The organism is Oscillibacter sp. PC13 (assembly GCF_900115635.1).
Classification (GTDB): Bacteria; Bacillota; Clostridia; order Oscillospirales; family Oscillospiraceae; genus Oscillibacter.
In genome coordinates this window covers 133,965-153,506 of sequence record NZ_FOXE01000008.1, presented here as the reverse complement: position 1 = coordinate 153,506, position 19,542 = coordinate 133,965, and the positions used below count along the sequence as shown (strand labels likewise).

Sequence of the window (19,542 nt, the reverse complement as noted above, 5' to 3'; positions counted from 1 at the left end):
GGGGTGACGCAGGCGATGACGCCCACGGGGTGGGCCACTTCGATGATGCCCGTCTCCTTGTCCTCGCCGATGATGCCCACCGACTTCTTGTCCTTCAGGTAGTTCCAGAATGCGGTGGGGGTATCCGTGTTCTTGGCAATCTTGTCCTCGTAGTATCCCAGCCCCGTCTCGTCCACTGCCTCCCGCGCCAGCGGCTCCGCGTTCTTGTAGATAATCTTGGCTGCCTCGTATACCAGCTTATCTACTTGCTCCTGGTTATACTCCTTGATTGCTTCCACCGCTTTCCGCGCTCGCTCTACATATTCCTCTACTTTCATTCCTGTTTCCGCTCCTTTGCTATTTTTTATGGTTTCCATTCTATATTGGGGGTGCTGTCAGGCGTTGTACGCCTTATTCAGTAAATCAAAGTAATCCTGTACGGTAATTTCTCTTGGGTTGTTGGGGGTGGACATATTCCGGAACGAAGCCTCTGCCAGCTCCTGGAAGTCTTTTGGATTGATGACGTCAAAATCCCGCATTTTGGGAATCTTTACGTCCGCGCAGATGGACTTCATAGCGTCAACACAGCTGTAGGCTGCTTCTTCTGTTGTCATACCGGCGGTATTTACCCCAAGGTGTCTGGCAACCTCGGCGTATTTCTCCGCTGCAGCGGGAATGTTAAATTCCGTTACGGTAGACAGCACCATGGCATTGGACACGCCGTGGGGAGTATCATAGCGTCCGCCCAGCGCCTCTGCAATGCAGTGCACCCCCGCAACGTCGGAATAGCCAAATGCAACACCCGCCATTGTGCTTCCCAGCATCATATTTCTGCAGGATTCCTTCGTCCGCTTGTAAACGGCCTCCCGAATATTTGCACCAATCAGATCGATGGCATACAGCGCAAACGCATCCGTAATGGGAGATGCCGCCTTACAGGTGTATGCCTCGACCGCATGAACCAGCGCGTCAACGCCGGTGGCAGACATCACCTTTTCCGGAAGTCCCTGCAGCACATTCGGGTCCACCAGCGCCACCTTCGGCGCAATCTTCAGATCCAGAATATTCAGCTTTTCATGCGCTTCCGTATCTGTGATAACCGCATCAAAGGTCACCTCACTGCCTGTTCCCGCCGTTGTCGGAACGGCAATCAGCGGGAGAATTTCATGTTCCAGCTGTGCAGGAGCTGCCCAGGTCCGAATGTTTCCGCCGTTTGTGAGAAGCGTGCCTACGGCCTTTGCGGTATCCATGGAACTGCCGCCGCCAATGGCAATCATGCCGTCAATCTGGTGTTCCTTTGCAAATTCCGCACCGGCGATGCAATGAATGTCCCGGGGATTCGGAAGAATTTGATCGTAAATCACATAGTCCACATGCTCTGCCCTCAGGGACTCCTCAATCGGTTTCACAATGCCGCATGCAATAATTCCCTTGTCCGCGATAACCATTGCCTTTTTGATTCCCAGCTTCTTTGCTTCTGCGCCCGCATGGGTGAGATATCCCTCTCCAAACTCAATTCTGGTGGCAAGGGGAAATGAAAATTTTGATAAAGCCATCGTATTACTCTCCTTGTATTATAAGATAAAAGTTGTCAGGCTCGAACAAATGAGCGGAAAGTCACATAAACTCACATCCCTTCGGAATTGCGCGATATTTAGATGATGTTTCATGGCTTTTCTATACGTCAATATATCAAGCAAATTTGGCGCCAACTTTTCCTCCAGTCCGAAAAAACTTTTCCTTTTTGCTTTAAACCCTTTATTTTCCTCAGTTTCTTTTATGAACCGCATACGTTTTTTCTCTCTTTCTTGTCGAATAATTGGGCGGCACATAAGGCTTTTTGATCTGGTCGCATACTTCCGCGTTTATTCTATGTAATATTTTTTTACACACAAAAAGCGGCATGTAAATATATTTTACATGCCGCTTTTCACAAAATTCAACTTTCCATTTTTGTATATTATTTTTACACTTCATCACTTGCAGTCACAAATTTCCCCCGTTTCCGATCTCCCACAACGGCTCCCTTTTCAACGACAACGCTGCCGTTTACCAGCACATAATGGATTCCAATGGGCAGCGCGTCGGGACTCCCTTGGTTGACATAACCCGCCCTGTCTATAATGGTATCGTAATGAAAAATAACAATATCTGCATTCTTCCCAACCTCGATGCTACCGATATGCTGCAGGTTAAAGCGCCTGGCCGGCAGAATCGTGATTTTCTTAATCGCTTCCATCAAAGAGAGCTCACGCTCCTGCCTGACATACCGCCCAATCAGACGTGGAAAGGTCCCTGCGACCTCAGGAGAGCCGCATGTTGGGTAAAATGGCCCGTCCGCCGCATTGGTCGACACATAAATATAATCCTTTTTCAATGCCATTGCCACAGCATCGTGGTCACCGACAAAGGCCGTAATTAATGTAGACGGGCTTTTTTCCCGGAGTTCTTTGAAAAGCTTCTCATTACACCGCTCCCCCATATGGATTCCGCTGCTCACAATCAGGCTTTCATAGCTCCGCCCGCCGTAGCTTCTCTCCCATCCATCGTCAAAAACACCTGTTCCGATACAAACCGTAAAGGCATCATATACTCCGCTGTCTCCCGTAATATCAATTCCGCTCTTGCGGGCCTGGTCAATCAGTTCCAGCGCCTTTGGCATCGTTCCCGCCATCCCCACCATATACATGAGCTCCAGCAGGTGGACCTTCACTCCGGTTTCAATTGCCATTTCAAAAATTTCATCAAAGGTGTCCAGCGCCTCGCTGCCATCCTTGCGGATATGGATTGTCACGATTTTGTTGTACGCTCTTGCGACCTTTGAAATTTCAATGAATTCCTTTTGAGAAACACCCGGAATCAGCTCCAGGGGAAAGCAGATGCCGCACGCCCCGAACTCCATGAATTTCCCTGCCAGCTCTGCCATCACGCCGATTTCTTTGTCACTGGCGCTTGCATAGGTACTCTTTACCCCGGCGGCATCCCGCAGCACAAAAGGCTGCGAGACAAAAAAGCCGTGATTGATAATAAATCCCTCTTCTGCGATTTCCTTGATAATTTTCCCATTTAAGTTCCGCTCCCCGCCGAGCGTGGTGGTCCCGCCCTGCCGGACAAGGCATTCTGCCGCATAGGCCTTGCCATCCACATGGGAGTGGAAATCAATGAATCCGGGAGAGATCATCAATCCCTTGGCATCTATATAATGGGTTCCCTGGATTGTCTCTTTGGTAATTGCCCCTATTTTCTCGCCTTCAATTCCAATATTTGCTTGGATCAGGCATTCGTTTACAACGTCTATAACCGTTCCGTCCCGTATCACCAGGTCATAGACCTTCTCATTTCCGCACGTATTCATGGCAGCCCCTTCACTTTGTCAGCTTTTGTGCCCGCCGTTCAGGTATTTGTATACCGTCACTCTGCTGATACCCAAAACCTCTGCAGCTTTTTTGATGTTCCCGCCGTATTTTTCCGCAGTCTTTTTAACGTAAAAGGAGCATATGTCATTCAACGTCTTTTCCTCCAGGTCAAACTCATTGATTTTTTCCTGTGATGAAACACTTCGCAGGATTTCGTCCGGGATGCTCTCCCGCCCTATGGTCTTGGCGTTTGAAATAATCACCATTCTCTCAATAACGTTTTCCAGCTGCCGCACATTCCCGGGCCATTCATAGCTGCTCAAGATATCGACAGCCTCTTTGGAAAGGCGCATATCTCCCTTTGGATTATACTTGTGCATGAAGTACTTTAAAAACAATTGCAGGTCATTTTCCCGCTCTGTCAAAGAGGGAATCTTGATATGGATTAAGTTCAGCCGGTAGAAGAGATCCCTTCTGAAATTTCCCTGTTCAATCTCTGCCACAATGTCCTTGTTGGTGGCCGCAATTACCTGAACGTCAAGGCTCACAGGCTCAGCCCCGCCAATCGGAACAATCTTTCGCTCCTGCAGGGCTCTTAACAGCTTCGCCTGCACATCATAGGGCATATTGGTGATTTCGTCCAAAAACAAAACGCCCTTGTTGGCCAATTCAAACCTGCCCTTTTTTCCGCCCCGTTTTGCCCCGGTGAACGCGCCCTCCTCATATCCGAAAAGTTCGCTTTCCAAAAGTCCGCTTGGCAAAGCGCCGCAGTCCACGGCAATAAACGGCCCGTCCTTTCTCGGTCCGTAGCTGTGGATCGCCTGGGCCAGCATTTCCTTGCCGGTGCCGCTGTCACCCTCTATGATGGTTCCAGCCTCAAAGGACGACGCTTTCTTTGCCAGCTCAATCACGATTTTCATGGCTTTGGAGTTGCTCTTGATATCGTCAAAGGTGAATCTGCTGGTATTTCCTGCCGAGAGCTTCTTTGCCAGCTTTTTAATATCGGAATAGACGGTAAAGACCCAGACCTCGTTATTTTCCTGGGAGCCGTATTCCATAATTTTATATTTGTTCAAAAAGCTCTGCCGACTCTCTCCCCGGCTGTTGACAATGCTGATCTTATTATCGCAGCTGGAATAGATCGAGCTGAAAGGATATTTTTTGAGTTCATCAACCGGCGGTGTGGTACTTAAATTGGAGATGTCTCCACCGACAACACTCTCGCTCTTCACGCCGAAAAGCTCAAATAGCTTGCGGTTTCCGTGCACGATTTTACCGTCCACATCCACATAGGCCACTCCGTCGGAAACCGTGTCCAGAATATACTGCTTTTCCTCCCGCTGCTTTTCCACAATTTCCCGGCTGTTCAGCCATTTCAAACTGTTCTCGATGGCCCGTTCCACCGCCACCACAAAGGAAATGATATAATCATCCATTTGTTCTGCCATGGTGTAAAAGCCAACCATTCCAATTATTTCATTGTCAATGTTAAAAATAGGGGCCGCATAGCCTGCAAAGCGATGGAAAAACTCAAAATAATGCTGGGCACCGGCTACACTATAAGGTTTTTTGATCTCTGCTACAACGGAAAAGCAGTTCGTTCCAACTTTTTCCTCGGCAAAGCTCGGAATCTCACTGATTTCCTTCAATCTCCCTGAAAACGCATCGGATTCATTTCCAAGGCCAAATAGTTTTTTTCCCTCCCGATCGGTAATAATTCCATAAAAACAATCACTGTCGAGATTTTTGAAGATATCCTTGATGATGCTGCCGCCGTTTCCCACAAGAAATTCTGTGATAAAATCGCCTTTTTCGCTTTTTGCCGCTTTTTCGGAGGCGGTATCAAAAGAGAGCCCCCCATTATGGCATCGTCGCCAGGAATTTGCGATATCTTTAGAGATGATGGCATGATTGATCTCATTATGTTTGATAAAGCGAATCCAAGCATACTCATAGCCCATCAGCTGTGGATTTTCAATATTATAAAACGGATTATACCCCATAACTGCCCCCTGCAAATGGCCCGAATTCCTATTTTATCCATATTAACACATGACATACGGAAAAACTATACGGCAGTTTTCAATTTTTTACGCGGGCGGCCCGGACGCACCATTTTGCAAGAAAGCCTGAAGTCATATGACTTCAGGCTTTCTTCGCAGAGCTTTCTCTGAAACTTTCCGCTTACGCTGCATTTTCATTTTTGTCCAGCAGCAGAACTCTACCGTTTATCCGCTTTTCCGAAAGCCTCCCGTACTCGTCAGCTCATGCTTCCAGCGCGCGGATAAGGTTCACCATTTCAATCGCCCCTTGGGCGCACTCGGCGCCCTTGTTGCCTGCCTTGGTACCGGCCCGTTCGATGGCCTGCTCGATGGTATCTGTGGTGAGTACGCCGAACATCACCGGAATCTCACTGTTCAGCGCCACATGGGCAACGCCCTTGGACACCTCACTGCACACGTAGTCGTAATGGCTGGTGCTGCCCCGGATCACGGCGCCCAGCGCAATGACGGCGTCATATTTCCCGCTCTTTGCCAGCTTAGATACAATCAGCGGAATCTCAAAGGCGCCGGGGACCCAGGCCACGGAGATGTCGTCCGACCGGACATTGTGCCGCAGCAGCGTGTCCTCGCAGCCGCTGAGCAGTTTGGACACAATGAACTCATTGAAGCGGGCACACACAATGCCCACCTTGACGCCATCGGATACCAGTTTTCCCTCAAATGTTTTCACGGTTATTTCCTCCTGCTATTCTATGATAATTTGGTATTGGTTTCCTTTCAATCCTCCGCTTAGTAGTTCAGCATGTGGCCCATGCGCTGCTGCTTTGTCCGCAGATAGAAGAGATCGTCCGCCGTGGCGGCTATCTGAATCGGCACCCGCTCCGCAATTTGCAGGCCGAAGTCCGCCAGCTGATATACCTTGTCCGGGTTATTGGTAAGCAGCCGCATGGTTTTGACGCCCAGATCCCGCAGAATCTGCGCGCCGGTCCAATACTCCCGCAGGTCGGGAGCAAACCCAAGCTTTACATTGGCGTCCACTGTGTCGAACCCCTGCTCCTGCAGCGCATAGGCCTTCAGCTTGTTGACGAGGCCGATGCCGCGGCCCTCCTGACGCATATACAGCAAAATTCCGCGCCCTTCCCGCTCGATCTGCTGCATGGCGGCCGCCAGCTGGTCGCCGCAGTCACAGCGGCGGGAGCCGAACACATCTCCCGTCAGGCACTCGGAGTGAACCCTGCACAGCACGTCCCGGCCGTCGCCAATCTCTCCTTTTACCAGGGCCACATGATGCTCCCCGGTGAGATCGTTGATATAGCCGTAGATTTGGAAATCCCCAAAACGGGTCGGCATTTTGGCACAGGCCTCCCGCACCACATGCTTGTCGTGGCGTCGGCAGTAATCCTGCAGGGCTTTGATGGTGATGACCTTCAGTCCCCACTCCCGGGCCTTTTCCAACAGCTCTGTGGTCCGCATCATGGTGCCGTCGTCCCGCATAATCTCACAGCACAGCCCGCAGTGGGCCAGGCCCGCCAGCCGGCACAGGTCCACCGTGGCCTCCGTATGGCCGCTGCGGGTCAGCACGCCACCGCGCCGGGCCACCAGCGGAAAGACGTGGCCCGGACGTCGCAGTTCCTCCGGCCTGGTAGCGGGATCCACACATTTGCGGCAGGTGTACCCACGCTCCTCGGCGGAAATACCGGTGGTGGTGTCCGCATGATCGATGGACACGGTAAACGCCGTGCAGTGGTTGTCGGTGTTGACCTTTACCATCTGCTCCAGCCCCAGCCGGGCGGCCACTTCCTCGCTCATGGGTGTGCAGATGAGGCCCTTGGCGTGCACGGCCATGAAGTTGACATTTTCCGTTGTGGCAAACTGGGCCGCACAGAGCATATCCCCCTCGTTTTCCCGGTCCGGGTCATCGATGGTGATGAGAATGCGTCCCGCCCGCAGTTCCTCCAGCGCCTCTTCCACCGTGCAGTATTGCTGTTCCATGCCAATTCCTCCTTAAATATTGTCAAAATCCGTTCTCTGCCAGAAATTCCAGGGAAATGCCGCCGGGCTGCGATGGGTTCTCTGCGGGCCGCAACAGCTTTTCCACGTATTTTCCAAGGATGTCCGTCTCTAGGTTGACAACCTCTCCAGGCCCCTTCTGCCCGAGAATCGTCACCGCCGCCGTGTGGGGGATCACAGAGACGGAAAAGCCAGTGTCCGTGACGGCGGCTACTGTCAGACTGATGCCATCGATGGTGATAGAGCCCTTCTCCACAATATACCGCAGCAGTGGAGGGGCTGCCTCCACGGTGTACCAGAGGGCATTGTCATCCCCCCGGACGGCCGCAATGCGGCCTGTGCCGTCAATATGGCCAGAGACGATATGCCCGCCGAAGCGGCCATCCGCGGCCATGGCCCGCTCCAGGTTCACACGGCTGCCGGCATGCAGGCTGTCCAGGGAAGATCGGTTCAATGTCTCATGCATCACATCTGCGGTAAACCCACCCTCGTCCTTTCCGGTGGCCGTCAGGCACACGCCGTTTACCGCTACGCTGTCTCCTACCTTCAGGCCGGAAAGCACCAGCGCCGCCCCAATGGACAGCACCGAGGAGTGCGCACCCCGCCGGACGGCTCGAATCGTGCCAACCTCCTCAACAATCCCTGTAAACATTTCCATCCACCTCACTTTCCAGCAGAATGTCCTCCCCCACTCGGGTGATTACCGTGTTTTCCAAGCGCATCGCCCGGGCTGGCACCGCCACTCCAAGGCCTCCCACCGGAGATTTTGCATCTGCGCCGCCGAACAGCTTGGGCGCGATGTAAGCTTGCACCCTTTGGACGATGCCGCTTTCCAGCGCCGCCCAGTTCAGGGCCCCGCCGCCCTCCAGCAGGACGCTGTCAATTTCCTCTTCCCCCAACCGCTTCATCAGCGCACGCAGCTCCACGCGGCCACCCCGCTCCGGCAGATCCCATACCTTGCAGCCGGTCTCCTCCAGAGCCGTTTTTTTCTCCGACTCCGGCCGGACAGCGGCCAAGATGGTTGGCACTTCCCGGGCCGTCCGGACGATTTGACTGTCCAGCGGAATTCGCAGACGGCTGTCGCAGATCACCCGAAGGGGGGTTCTGCCGCCCTCTATCCGGCAGGTCAGCTGCGGATCGTCTGCCAGCACTGTTCCAATCCCCGCCATGATGGCCGCATAGCGGTGGCGGTCCTGGTGGACTCTCTGGCGGGCCTCCTCCCCGGTAATCCACTGGGAGGCCCCGGTACGGGTGGCAATCTTACCGTCCATGGTCATGGCGTATTTCATGACCACATAGGACCGCCCGGTGCGGATGTAGTGGAAAAACACCCGGTTCAACGCATCGCACTCTTTCTTCAGCACGCCCGTTTCCACCGCAATTCCATGGGCGCGCAGAAGCGAGATCCCCTTTCCCGCAACCAGCGGATTTGGATCCTCCGATCCTACTACAACCCGGGCAATCCCCGCCTCCAGAATGGCCTCTGTGCAGGGCGGCTGCCGTCCCTGATGGCAGCAGGGCTCCAACGTGACATACAGCGTAGCGCCCCGGGGGGACTCCGTGCAGCCCGCCAGAGCATGGCGCTCCGCGTGGAGGGCACCGCACCGGACGTGCCAGCCCTGGCCGATGATATGACTGTCCTTTACAAGCACAGCACCTACCATGGGATTGGGATTTGTCCAGCCCATCCCCCGTTTGGCCAGCTCCAGTGCCAGACGCATATACTTCATATCGTTCATCTTCAGCCTCCGTCCAGCAAAAAATGCCTTGAACAAATCGTTCAAGGCATCATGAACCGGCGGGATAGCCCACGCCCATGGAAAACAAAAGCTCCGGAATGATACCATTCCAGAGCGGCCCCATGCGCGCAGGTAAAAACTCCCCTGCGGTACACAATCTTCTTTCATCCAGACTATACTGTCGGCCTCGGAATTTCACCGAATCCTGCCTTGCGGCTCGTGGGCTTTACCACCGGTGGGGAATCGCACCCCGCCCTGAAGATCCTGATTCAATTAAGCGCATTATAGGCGCACACAGGCCGCTTGTCAACCCCTAGGAAAGATGGGCAGGCAAATTTTCGCTCCATGCCGGCGCAGCCGCGTCCGCTTTTCACGCTTGAATGCAGTCTCACCCCGGCTTTACGTGCCTCCCCCTGCGATTTATAAAATCATTGCTTTTTTTGGACAGAAGGGGTAGTCAACTCAAATACCTTGTGCTATAATATTTTGTCAGCCAATAAAATTCGCCAGAATAGTTACGAGGTGTTTTTATGAACGCGACTTTTACAGGAACCAGTCAATATGTAGCCTCCGACGAGTTGATGGGCGCCGTCAATATTGCGATTACCCTGCAGAAGCCCCTGCTCATTAAGGGAGAGCCCGGTACCGGAAAGACCATGCTGGCCCAGGCAGTGGCGGATGCTCTCAGCAAACAGCTGATTATTTGGAATGTGAAGTCCACCACCAAGGCCCAGGACGGCCTGTATGTCTATGATGTGGTGCAGCGGCTGTATGACAGCCAGTTTGGCACCCACGGTGTGGATGATATTGCCCATTACATTAAGCTGGGCAAACTGGGCGAGGCTTTCCAATCCGAAAATCAAGTGGTTTTGCTGATCGACGAAATTGACAAGGCGGATCTGGAATTCCCCAACGATCTTCTTTGGGAGCTGGATCAGATGGAGTTCTATATCCCGGAGACAAAAGAGACCGTCCGCGCCAAGCAGCGGCCCATTGTCATCATTACCTCCAATGCAGAAAAAGAGCTGCCGGACGCCTTTTTACGCCGGTGCGTCTTCCACTATATCGAGTTTCCTGACCAGGCGCAGATGGCAGAGATTGTCCGCGTCCATTTCGGTGATCTGGACGGTAAGCTCGTCTCCCAGGCACTGGTAGCCTTTTACTGGGTGAGGCAGCTGCGGGATCTGGAAAAGAAGCCCAGTACCTCGGAGTTGGTGGACTGGCTGCGGGCACTGGTGGCCGGCGGCGTGGATCCGGAGCGGATTCAGAAAGAAATTCCCTTTGCCGGGGTCCTGTTGAAGAAGGATAAGGATCTGCGGACGCTGCAGAAGAATCTTCGGTAAGCTGCGATGTTTGTTTCCTTTTTTTATCTGCTGCGCCAACGGGGACTGGATGTCTCCCTGAACGAGTGGCTATCTTTGCTGGAGGGAATGGAGAAGGGTCTGCACCGCTCCTCTCTCACCGGCTTCTATCACCTGTGCCGGGCGCTTTTGGTCAAAAGCGAGGCGGACTACGACCGCTTTGACCAGGCATTTCTGGAGTTTTTCAAGGATGTCCCCTACCAGGGAGAGCTGCCCCCAGAGCTGCTGGATTGGCTGAATCATCCCTCCGAAGACCTTGGCCGCACCCTGGAAGAACTAAAGGCCCTGGGCTTTCCGGACGAAAAGCTGGAGGAGCTTTTGAAAATGCTGGAGGAACGGCTGAAGGAGCAAAAGGAGGAGCACAACGGCGGCAATTATTGGGTTGGTACGCAGGGCCGTTCCGTGTTCGGCAACGGGGGCTGGCACCCCAACTCTATCCGCGTGGGCGGAACCAGCCAGCGCCGGGCTGCCATGCTGGTGGCAGGCGAGCGGAAATTCCGGGACTTCCGGAAGGACAACACCCTGGACACCCGCCAGTTCCAGATGGCCTTCCGCCTGCTGCGCCAGCTGTCCATCCAAGTGGAGAGCAATGAGAAGGTATTGGACGTGGACGGCACAATCCGGGATACCTGCGACAATGCAGGTACGCTGAAGATCCGTTATCAGAACCCCCGCAAGAACGCAGTGAAGGTTCTGCTGCTGATTGACTCCGGCGGATCCATGGACTATTACGCCGGTCTTTGCAGCATGCTGTTTCAGGCTGCCACGAAATCCAACCATTTCAAGGAACTGCATACCTTTTACTTTCACAACTGCATTTATTCAGAGGTTTACCGCCATCCCGGCCTCCGGTGGGACAGTTCCGTGCCCACAGAGTGGATTCTCCAGAATTTTGACAGCAGCTATAAAGTGATTATTGTGGGAGATGCCGCTATGAATCCCTATGAGCTGCGGGAGACCCGGTATGACTGGAGCCGCGGGAAATACGGTCCCTCCGGCTTAGAGTGGCTCACTCGTATTCAAAAGCATTTCCCCTATCTCATCTGGCTGAATCCGGAAACCATGCCCCAGCGTCAGGACTACTGGAGTCAAACCCATTGGCAGCTCGGCCACCTGTTCCATATGTATGATCTTTCCGCTGAGGGGCTGGAGCAGGGGATGAAACGTCTCATGGTCCGGCGCTGACGGTACCACACTGCTTTTCGTCTAAAATGCCCGGATGCACTCCCCTGCATCCGGGCATTTTTTGATCAGATCGCGCGTGTTTCTCCCTTGCATTCTCCGGCAATTCTCTGTATGATAGTTACAACACAAATAAAGATGAAATTGTTTTTGACACGCGGACATTTTATGTTTTTGCCACACCCCGTAGCTTTTCAGGGAGGTTTTTTCTCATGCTGACATTGGATATGGTGCAGGAGGCCCAGACGGCGCTGAAGGGTATTGCCCGGCTGACACCGCTGGATCCGGCTCCCAAGCTGGGCCCGAACATTTACATCAAGGCAGAAAATCTGCAGCTCACCGGTGCCTTTAAGCTTCGCGGCGCCTATAATAAAATCCGCTCCCTTTCTCCGGAGGAGGCCTCGCTGGGCGTCATTGCCTGCTCTGCCGGAAACCACGCGCAAGGCATTGCCCTGTCCGCCAGCAAGCTTGGTATCAAGTCCATTATCTGCATGCCCGCCGGCGCTCCCATCAGCAAGGTGGAAGCCACCCGGGGATACGGCGCCGAGGTTGTTCTGGTTCCCGGCGTATACGATGATGCGGCCCGGGAGGCAGAGCGGTTGACTGCAGAACACGGCTACACCTTTGCCCATCCCTTTAACGACCCGCTGGTCATCGCCGGACAGGGCACCATCGGCCTGGAAATTTTGAAGCAGCTCCCCGATGTGGATCAGATTGTGGTCCCCATTGGAGGAGGCGGTCTCATCAGCGGTATTGCCTTTGCTGTTAAGCAGCTAAAGCCCTCCTGTAAAATTGTGGGCGTGCAGGCAGCCGGGGCGGCCTCTATGTATCTCTCCCGCCATGCCGGCGGCCCCACCGAGCTGCGGAGCGTGGCCACAATTGCAGATGGCATTGCTGTGAAAAAGCCCGGTGATTTGACATTTGCTCTGTGCCAGCAATATGTGGACGAAATTGTCACTGTCAGTGAGGACGAGATTGCCTCTGCCATTCTGGCGCTGATGGAGGGGCAGAAAACAGTGGCGGAAGGCGCAGGCGCCACGCCGGTGGCAGCCTGCATGTTCGGCAAGGTTCACACGGAAATGCGCAAAACCGTGTGCGTAGTATCCGGCGGCAATGTGGATGTGACCACCCTCTCCCGTATTATCACCAAGGGTCTTTCCAAGGATGGCCGTCTGGTGGAGCTGACCACAAAGGTGGTGGATAAGCCCGGCAGTCTTCTGCAGATGCTGCAGATTATTGCCGACAGCGGCGCTAACATTCTCAGTATCAACCACGCCCGGGAGGATAAGCACTCTGACGTGGGCGCCTGCATTGTCTCCATGGTCCTGGAGACCCGCAACGCAGATCATATTGAAGAGATCTCCAAGGCTCTTACCTCCCGGGGTTACATTTTGTTAGACTCCTGACATTCCCCCGCGCCAAAAAGCAGCCGCCGGAAGGCGGCTGCTTTTATTCACACGCTTTTTTCCCGGCGCTCCCTGCCTTGCGGCCCCGCTCTATCCGCTGAGCAATATAGGGCTCCACTTCTTCCTCCGGAATTCCAAGTGCCGCAGAGAGCTCCCCGTACAGCAGGCGCTCCGCCTGCTTCATAAAACGCTCGTCCACCATCCCCAGACGCCGGTTCTGCGCCTCTGCCTGCTGGCGCTTCACGTAAATGGATCGCAGAAGCTCCAAAAGATCCCGGCAGTCATGAGTGCGTACTGCATTCTGGTAATGCTGGGCCAGGGCCTGCAGGGTGGTGCCGTGGTATGCCTCTGCCCGGATGTTTGGAATCAGATCGATCAGCTTCTCAGCCTCTGTCTCTGTAATCACCGGGCGAATCGGCACCTTTCCATTGTTTTCCACCGGCGTGTATATAACGCCGTCCTGTTGGAGCGGTTTAAGCCGGTAATAGAGCCTTTTCCGGTCCGCACCCGTTACATCCGGCTGCGCCACTTCCTCCACCCGGCACACGCCCGTACTGCCGTAAACCACCAATTCTCCTGGCTGAAACATGGGTTTCCTCCTATTCCCTTCCACACGCCGATACGTTCAAAAAAGCGCAGTTCCGGCACAACTGGACTTACGTCTGCCGGGACTGCACGCTGTATTAGCAGTTTACCATATTTTCACATGAATATGTAAGTCCTTTTTTCAGAATCCTGCAATTTCTGCCGGGCATGCTATATTGGTGCAAAAGTCTGTAAAAAGAGAGAGGAATCTCGCCATGCCCAGAAAAACCATCCGAAAAAATCTTTCCTATGACAGTGACCGGCGACTGTATTACGTCTCTTTCCACCGAGACGGCAGACGCCGCACCTGCACCTACAACAGCTGGCCAGAGGCCCTGGCTGCGTTGGAAGAACAGGAGACATCTGTGCCGAAGCTGGCCCCTTCCTATACACTGGAGCAATGGATCAACTATTGGCTGGAGGAAGTGGTAGCCAGAGACCGGGCAGAGAGCACCCTATACAGCTATCGGAATATTGCCCGCTGCCATGTGATCCCCGCTTTGGGAAGCTTGCCCCTTTCAGAGGTAACCCCCCTGCGGGTCCAGACATATCTGCACCAGCAGATGGACCAGGGTCTTTCCCCCAATACAGTCCGAAAGCACTACGTTCTGCTGACCACCGCACTGGGCTTGGCGGTCCGGCTGGAGGTTTTGGAACGCAGCCCTATGGATCGGGTCATCGCGCCCAAGCTACAGGAAACCCGATATACTTTTTATGCTCCCGCACAGCTGCAGCAGCTTTTTTCCGCAGTCGCCGGAACCATGTTGGAGCTTCCGGTGAAGCTGGCGGCTTACCTGGGCCTCCGCCGCAGCGAAATCTGCGGCCTGCGCTGGGAGCACGTGGATCTGGATCAAGGTGTTCTCTCCGTCCAGGAAGTCCGTACAGAAGTCGGCGGCCGGGTGGTACTGAAGTCTCCTAAGACCCGCACTTCTGTACGCCGACTCGGCATTGCCGGGCTGCAGGATCTATTGGCGGTTTTGCGCCGGGCCAAGCACCTCCGCCCTCACAGCAGCCCAGAGGACTGGGTCGTGCTGCGTGAGGATGGAACGCCCCCCATGCCGGATCAGCTGACACGAGATCTGCTTGCAGTGGTGCGGCGCTGTGGGCTGCCCCATATTACCCTCCATGGCCTGCGGCACAGCTTTGCCTCTGTGGCCAACAGCCAAGGCGTTCCTATGTACGACATCTCACGGACCCTGGGGCACAGCTCCATTGCCGTCACCAGTAATATCTATACCCATCTGTTCGATGACACTGCCGCCCAAGCCCTGTCCGTGGTTGCAAAGGCCATCGAAAAGGGATAAAACAAGAGAGGAGCGGGTTGGGCCACTCCTCTCTTGTTTTAAAGAATGATAAGTTCTTTTGGAGCCTTCGTGAGATTTTTACAGCCATCTCCGGTCAGTAAAATCACGTCCTCAATGCGAACCCCCAGCTTCCCGGGCAGATAAATTCCGGGCTCGGCGGAAATCACCGCTCCCTCCGGCAGCGCTTTGTCATTCATGGGAGAGGCGTTGGGAGCCTCATGAATCTCCACCCCCACACCGTGGCCAAAGCTGTGGCCGAAATAGCCGCCGTATCCGGCGGCAGAAATAATGGATCGGGCCGCCGCGTCCACCTCTTTCCCACTGACACCGGCTCTGGCTGCCGCAATCCCTGCCTTTTGGGCCGCCAGGACAATCTGGTAAATCCTTTGCATCTCTTCCGTGGCAAAGCCCACCGCCACTGTGCGGGTCATATCGGAGCAATAACCGCGACAAATGCAGCCAAAGTCCATGGTGACAAATTCCCCGCCTTGAATCACCCGATCCCCGGGAACACCGTGGGGAAGGCTCCCGTTAGGTCCCGAGACCACAATTGGGTCAAAGGACATATTCTCCGCCCCAAAGTGCAGCATCAGATACTGCAGCCTAGCTGCAATCTCTTTCTCTGTTACCCCCGGCCGAATCTCCTCCAGAATCTGCTCCAGTGCCTTTTCCGCAATCCGCTGGGCGGCCACCATGGCGTCCAGCTCCTCCTTGTCCTTGACGCACCGCAGAGCCCACAGCAGATCTGTAGCAGGAACCAGTTCACATTTCAGTGCTTTTTCATAGGCCGCGTGATCCCGGACTGCCATATAGGCATCTTCAAATCCAAGACGGCGGATGCCGTGTTCCTGTATCGCCTCAGACAGCAGCACCGCATAGCCGCGGCCAGGACCAGTCTCCCGGATTTCAGCGCCCTGCACATGGCGGCCGGCAGCCTCCGTATAGCGGGAATCAGTAAAATAATAGGATTTCCGGTGGGTTACCAGGGCCACGCCGTCCGTACCGGCCGAATGGAATCCAGAGGCATAAAAGCGGTTTGCCTCTCCGGTTAACAGCATGGCGTCCAAGTGATGTGCCTCCAGCTGTCCGGCAATTTTCTGAAAATGGTTCAAACAAACACCCCTTCTCCCCCGGTTACCCGGCGGGCTTATGATGGTTTTTCTTCGGCAAAAGCCGCCCTTGGTTCTTATTTCGCAGTCTCCATTTTTTCCACCGACGCCTTCACAAAGCCGTAAAACAACGGATGCGGGCGGTCAGGACGGCTCTTGAACTCCGGATGGAACTGGGCGCCCACAAACCAAGGGTGATCCGGAATCTCTACGATTTCCACCAGGCGTCCGTTGGGCGACAGACCTGCCAGCACCATGCCCCGGGCCTGCAATTCTTCCCGATAGTCATTATTGAATTCAAAACGGTGGCGGTGGCGCTCAGAGATCTCCGGTGTGCCGTACAACTCTCTGCTTCGGGTTCCGTCAAGCAGTACACACGGATATTTGCCCAGGCGCATGGTGCCGCCCTTATCGGTGACATTCACCTGATCCGGCATCAGGGCAATGACCGGGTGCTGGCTGGTCTCAGAAAATTCAGAGGAATTGGCATCCGCAAAACCCACGATGTGGCGGGCAAACTCAATCACCGCCATCTGCATTCCAAGGCAGATCCCAAAATAAGGAACGCCATTTTCTCTGGCATACTGCGCCGCCAGAATCATCCCCTCGATGCCCCGGTCACCGAAGCCGCCGGGCACCAGAATACCGGCGCAGCCTGTCAGGGTGTCCCTTACATTCTTCTCCGTCAGAGACTCAGAGTCCACCCACTGAATTTCCACAATGGCATCATTGGCCGTTCCTGCATGATTCAACGACTCCACCACAGAAAGATAGGCGTCGTGGAGCTGTGTATATTTACCCACCAGTGCAATTTTCACCCGTTTATGGGCGTTCTTCTCCCGGCGAACCATGGCACTCCACTCCCGCAAGTCCGGCTGGTGGGTGATAAGCCCCAGCTTGCGGCAAACCACCTCATCCAAGCCCTCCTTCGCCATCAGCAAAGGGACTTCATAAAGCGTTTCTGCCGTAGTATTCTGAATGACGCAATCCGGCTCTACATTGCAGAAGAGGGAGATTTTCTTTTTGACGTCATCTGTAATGGGCACGTCGCACCGGCACACCAGTACATCCGGCTGAATTCCCAGGCTCAACAGCTCCTTCACCGAGTGCTGGGTCGGCTTGCTCTTCAGCTCTCCGCTGCCTGGAATTTGAACAATCAGCGGCACATGAATGAACATCACATCTCCCCGCGGCCGCTCGGCGTACACCTGGCGAATGGCCTCCAGAAAGGGCTGGGATTCGATATCTCCCACCGTACCGCCGATTTCCGTGATGACCACATCCACATCCTCGTTGGCCATGGCATACACCCGACTCTTAATCTCATTGGTGATGTGAGGAATGATCTGAACCGTGGCGCCCAGATAGTCTCCGCGGCGCTCCCGGTTTAATACGGACCAATAAATTTTGCCGGAGGAAATGGAGCTGTTGCCGGAGAGATTCTCATCCACGAACCGCTCATAATGTCCCAGATCCAAATCTGTTTCCGCACCGTCATCCGTGACAAAAACCTCTCCGTGCTGATAAGGGCTCATCGTGCCGGGATCCACATTGATATACGGATCAAATTTCTGGTTGCGCACCCGCAGTCCCCTCTGTTTTAAAAGCCTGCCCAGGGATGCCGCGCAGATGCCCTTGCCCAAGCCGGACACCACACCTCCGGTGACGAATACGAATTTGGTTGACATTGCTCTCACCTTACCTTTCCTCCACAGCATTTTTTGCTGAAATTTGAATTTGCACACACAAGATGGACAAATTCCATGTATTTTATCAAAATAAAAAAGCACCGCCGGACCATTTTGCGGCTAAAAGTCCCTTACCAGTTAAAAGACTTTCAGCTGCGATCCGCGGTGTCGCCGTTTGTTCGATTGTCGCGCTGCGGCAAAAGCCGCAAACCGCTGCCCAAAGCGTTTTCAAAATACTTTCATAATATAGCACCCGCTCCGAAAATTGTCAACGCCGGTTTTTTCTCTCCTCGGTGCCTTTACGCATTTTGTCAGGAGGCAGGAAGCCCCCGGTGCCAACTGTTTCCGGTGCCTTTTGCGGAGCGGCATCGTGTTTGTGAAAAAAAAGCTTTTGATTTTGTAAAAAATGACGGTTGACTTTATCTCTTTAAAGCTGTATGTTGGAAAAGTAAATTTAAGCTGTTTTGCAGCGGAAAGGAGTTTTGTCATGCGTTATAGCAGTTTTCTTCCCTTACATACCGCATCCAACTCCTTTTATTACTTTAGTCAGGTCCGCCTCGCGGGCCGTTATGTGTATGCGCAAAAGCAGTCAAACTGTCCATCTCAAAGACGCTGACCCTTGGTATGGAAAGCGGCTCTGTTTTCGGACAGGGCCGCTTTTTATAGGATGTTCTTGCAGTCCATTTATCATGAAAAGGAGATTGAAACGATGAAAAAGAAGTTGCTTGCACTGACGCTGGCCACTCTGATGGCGCTGTCCTTGGCAGCCTGCGGCAGCAGCGGTGAAACCACCCCTCCCGCAGAATCCGGCGATGCCGGAAACAGTGAACCTGATGCGCAAACCTATACCATTGGTATCTGCCAGCTGGTCCAGCACGACGCGCTGGATGCGGCTACCCAAGGCTTTAAAGACGCTGTTGTGGAAGCCCTTGGTGAGGAAAATGTCACTTTCAGCGAGCAGAACGCCTCCGGTGATTCCGCCAACTGCTCCACCATCTGCGGCCAATTTGTAACCGAGGGCGTAGACTTGATCCTCGCCAACGCCACGCCCGCTCTGCAGGCCGCCAAGGCCGCCACCGGCACGATTCCCGTTCTGGGCACCTCTGTGACCGAATACGGTGTGGCGCTCGGCATTGACGGCTTCACCGGCACGGTTGGCGGCAACGTTTCCGGCACTTCCGACCTGGCCCCCCTGGATCAGCAGGCCGCCATGGTCAAGGAACTGTTCCCCGATGCCAAGACCGTGGGTCTGCTGTATTGCTCCGCCGAGGCCAACAGCCAGTATCAGGTGGACACCGTGAAGGGATACCTGGAAGAAGAGGGCTATACCTGCACGCTGTACAGCTTTGTGGATTCCAATGACGTCACCTCTGTCACCAAAGCCGCCTGCGACGCCAGCGACGTGCTCTATATCCCCACCGACAACACCGCTGCCTCCAACACTGAAGCCATCAACAACGTCGCACAGCCTGCCGGCGTTCCCATTGTGGCTGGTGAGGAGGGCATCTGCGCCGGCTGCGGCGTGGCTACGCTTTCCATCAGCTACTATGATCTGGGCGTTGCCACCGGCAAGATGGCAGTCCGCATTCTGCGAGATGGCGAGGATATCTCCGCCATGCCCGTGGAATATGCCCCCCAGTTCACCAAGAAGTACAATCCCACTCTGGCTGAAGCTTTGAACATCACAATTCCCGAAGGCTACGAGGCCATCGGCTGATTGACCCGTTTTTTCTCCAAAAAGACTCCAAAAACCGCGGGAAAGGGCTTTCCTTTCCCGCGGTTTTCTGTTAAACTGTTGATATCTGTATGCTCTTAACTAT

Annotated in this window: 17 protein-coding genes and 1 riboswitch; of the genes, 6 read left to right on the top strand and 11 right to left on the bottom strand. The window is 54.2% G+C overall.

What is annotated here, in order from left to right; genetic code table 11:
• The 8 genes from BMZ81_RS06755 to ribD all read right to left on the bottom strand — a co-directional run.
• The coding region (locus BMZ81_RS06755; RefSeq protein ID WP_143072748.1) for an aldehyde dehydrogenase family protein at positions 1 to 317 on the bottom strand (317 nt) is incomplete at its 3' end.
• 57 nt (positions 318 to 374) lie between these two features.
• Positions 375 to 1,535, bottom strand: coding sequence for an iron-containing alcohol dehydrogenase (locus BMZ81_RS06750; RefSeq protein ID WP_091130125.1), 1,161 nt, complete (start codon positions 1,533 to 1,535; stop codon positions 375 to 377).
• A 410-nt stretch (positions 1,536 to 1,945) separates the two neighbouring features.
• Entirely contained in the window at positions 1,946 to 3,334 is a 1,389-nt protein-coding gene (locus tag BMZ81_RS06740) for an amidohydrolase family protein (RefSeq protein WP_091130119.1), read from the bottom strand.
• A gap of 18 nt (positions 3,335 to 3,352) precedes the next feature.
• On the bottom strand, positions 3,353 to 5,338 hold the full coding sequence (locus BMZ81_RS06735; protein ID WP_091130117.1) for a sigma-54 interaction domain-containing protein: 1,986 nt from the start codon (positions 5,336 to 5,338) through the stop codon (positions 3,353 to 3,355).
• 262 nt (positions 5,339 to 5,600) lie between these two features.
• Positions 5,601 to 6,068 (bottom strand): 6,7-dimethyl-8-ribityllumazine synthase, encoded by a 468-nt coding sequence (gene ribE, locus BMZ81_RS06730; protein ID WP_091130115.1) that lies wholly within the window; start codon positions 6,066 to 6,068, stop codon positions 5,601 to 5,603.
• Between the two features lie 59 nt (positions 6,069 to 6,127).
• On the bottom strand, positions 6,128 to 7,330 hold the full coding sequence (locus tag BMZ81_RS06725) for a bifunctional 3,4-dihydroxy-2-butanone-4-phosphate synthase/GTP cyclohydrolase II (RefSeq protein ID WP_091130112.1): 1,203 nt from the start codon (positions 7,328 to 7,330) through the stop codon (positions 6,128 to 6,130).
• 22 nt (positions 7,331 to 7,352) lie between these two features.
• The gene (locus BMZ81_RS06720; RefSeq protein WP_091130110.1) at positions 7,353 to 8,000 is read right to left on the bottom strand and encodes a riboflavin synthase; all 648 of its coding nucleotides are present in this window, start codon (positions 7,998 to 8,000) and stop codon (positions 7,353 to 7,355) included.
• Positions 7,981 to 9,087, bottom strand: coding sequence for a bifunctional diaminohydroxyphosphoribosylaminopyrimidine deaminase/5-amino-6-(5-phosphoribosylamino)uracil reductase RibD (gene ribD / locus BMZ81_RS06715; protein ID WP_091130108.1), 1,107 nt, complete (start codon positions 9,085 to 9,087; stop codon positions 7,981 to 7,983). Before ribD ends, BMZ81_RS06720 begins: the two co-directional genes overlap by 20 nt.
• Positions 9,088 to 9,239: 152 nt before the next feature.
• A riboswitch (FMN riboswitch) is annotated at positions 9,240 to 9,354 on the bottom strand.
• 263 nt (positions 9,355 to 9,617) lie between these two features.
• On the opposite strand from ribD, the gene BMZ81_RS06710 reads away from it, so the two are divergent.
• From BMZ81_RS06710 to ilvA, 3 genes are all read left to right on the top strand, one after another.
• Positions 9,618 to 10,430 carry an AAA family ATPase gene (locus BMZ81_RS06710; RefSeq protein WP_091130106.1) on the top strand — a complete coding sequence of 271 codons (813 nt, stop codon included), beginning with the start codon at positions 9,618 to 9,620 and terminating at the stop codon, positions 10,428 to 10,430.
• A 6-nt stretch (positions 10,431 to 10,436) separates the two neighbouring features.
• Positions 10,437 to 11,633 carry a VWA domain-containing protein gene (locus BMZ81_RS06705; RefSeq protein WP_091130104.1) on the top strand — a complete coding sequence of 399 codons (1,197 nt, stop codon included), beginning with the start codon at positions 10,437 to 10,439 and terminating at the stop codon, positions 11,631 to 11,633.
• Between the two features lie 209 nt (positions 11,634 to 11,842).
• Positions 11,843 to 13,036: a threonine ammonia-lyase gene (ilvA, locus tag BMZ81_RS06700; RefSeq protein WP_091130102.1), complete on the top strand. Its 1,194-nt coding sequence runs from the start codon at positions 11,843 to 11,845 to the stop codon at positions 13,034 to 13,036.
• A gap of 43 nt (positions 13,037 to 13,079) precedes the next feature.
• On the opposite strand, the gene BMZ81_RS06695 is transcribed toward ilvA, so the two are convergent.
• Entirely contained in the window at positions 13,080 to 13,625 is a 546-nt protein-coding gene (locus tag BMZ81_RS06695) for a CarD family transcriptional regulator (RefSeq protein ID WP_091130100.1), read from the bottom strand.
• A gap of 211 nt (positions 13,626 to 13,836) precedes the next feature.
• On the opposite strand from BMZ81_RS06695, the gene BMZ81_RS06690 reads away from it, so the two are divergent.
• Entirely contained in the window at positions 13,837 to 14,925 is a 1,089-nt protein-coding gene (locus BMZ81_RS06690; RefSeq protein WP_091130098.1) for a tyrosine-type recombinase/integrase, read from the top strand.
• A gap of 38 nt (positions 14,926 to 14,963) precedes the next feature.
• On the opposite strand, the gene BMZ81_RS06685 is transcribed toward BMZ81_RS06690, so the two are convergent.
• Together BMZ81_RS06685 and BMZ81_RS06680 are read right to left on the bottom strand one after the other, a co-directional pair.
• Positions 14,964 to 16,037, bottom strand: a complete 1,074-nt coding sequence (locus BMZ81_RS06685) for a M24 family metallopeptidase (protein WP_091130096.1) — start codon at positions 16,035 to 16,037, stop codon at positions 14,964 to 14,966.
• 74 nt (positions 16,038 to 16,111) lie between these two features.
• Entirely contained in the window at positions 16,112 to 17,722 is a 1,611-nt protein-coding gene (locus BMZ81_RS06680) for a CTP synthase (protein WP_091130094.1), read from the bottom strand.
• A gap of 75 nt (positions 17,723 to 17,797) precedes the next feature.
• Here BMZ81_RS06680 and BMZ81_RS06675 point away from each other — a divergent pair, with 75 nt between their 5' ends.
• The gene (locus BMZ81_RS06675; protein ID WP_091130092.1) at positions 17,798 to 18,139 is read left to right on the top strand and encodes a hypothetical protein; all 342 of its coding nucleotides are present in this window, start codon (positions 17,798 to 17,800) and stop codon (positions 18,137 to 18,139) included.
• A 292-nt stretch (positions 18,140 to 18,431) separates the two neighbouring features.
• Positions 18,432 to 19,439: an ABC transporter substrate-binding protein gene (locus tag BMZ81_RS06670; RefSeq protein WP_091130090.1), complete on the top strand. Its 1,008-nt coding sequence runs from the start codon at positions 18,432 to 18,434 to the stop codon at positions 19,437 to 19,439.
• Positions 19,440 to 19,542 lie beyond the last annotated feature (103 nt).

Excerpts from the sequence above, each read along its gene's own strand:
- BMZ81_RS06750 (WP_091130125.1), bottom strand. The coding sequence starts at position 1,535 with ATGGCTTTATCAAAATTTTCATTTCCCCTTGCCACCAGAATTGAGTTT.
- BMZ81_RS06740 (WP_091130119.1), bottom strand. The coding sequence starts at position 3,334 with ATGAATACGTGCGGAAATGAGAAGGTCTATGACCTGGTGATACGGGAC.
- BMZ81_RS06735 (WP_091130117.1), bottom strand. The coding sequence starts at position 5,338 with ATGGGGTATAATCCGTTTTATAATATTGAAAATCCACAGCTGATGGGC.
- BMZ81_RS06725 (WP_091130112.1), bottom strand. The coding sequence starts at position 7,330 with ATGGAACAGCAATACTGCACGGTGGAAGAGGCGCTGGAGGAACTGCGG.
- BMZ81_RS06720 (WP_091130110.1), bottom strand. The coding sequence starts at position 8,000 with ATGTTTACAGGGATTGTTGAGGAGGTTGGCACGATTCGAGCCGTCCGG.
- ribD (WP_091130108.1), bottom strand. The coding sequence starts at position 9,087 with ATGAACGATATGAAGTATATGCGTCTGGCACTGGAGCTGGCCAAACGG.
- BMZ81_RS06710 (WP_091130106.1), top strand. The coding sequence starts at position 9,618 with ATGAACGCGACTTTTACAGGAACCAGTCAATATGTAGCCTCCGACGAG.
- BMZ81_RS06705 (WP_091130104.1), top strand. The coding sequence starts at position 10,437 with ATGTTTGTTTCCTTTTTTTATCTGCTGCGCCAACGGGGACTGGATGTC.
- ilvA (WP_091130102.1), top strand. The coding sequence starts at position 11,843 with ATGCTGACATTGGATATGGTGCAGGAGGCCCAGACGGCGCTGAAGGGT.
- BMZ81_RS06695 (WP_091130100.1), bottom strand. The coding sequence starts at position 13,625 with ATGTTTCAGCCAGGAGAATTGGTGGTTTACGGCAGTACGGGCGTGTGC.
- BMZ81_RS06690 (WP_091130098.1), top strand. The coding sequence starts at position 13,837 with ATGCCCAGAAAAACCATCCGAAAAAATCTTTCCTATGACAGTGACCGG.
- BMZ81_RS06680 (WP_091130094.1), bottom strand. The coding sequence starts at position 17,722 with ATGTCAACCAAATTCGTATTCGTCACCGGAGGTGTGGTGTCCGGCTTG.
- BMZ81_RS06675 (WP_091130092.1), top strand. The coding sequence starts at position 17,798 with ATGTATTTTATCAAAATAAAAAAGCACCGCCGGACCATTTTGCGGCTA.
- BMZ81_RS06670 (WP_091130090.1), top strand. The coding sequence starts at position 18,432 with ATGAAAAAGAAGTTGCTTGCACTGACGCTGGCCACTCTGATGGCGCTG.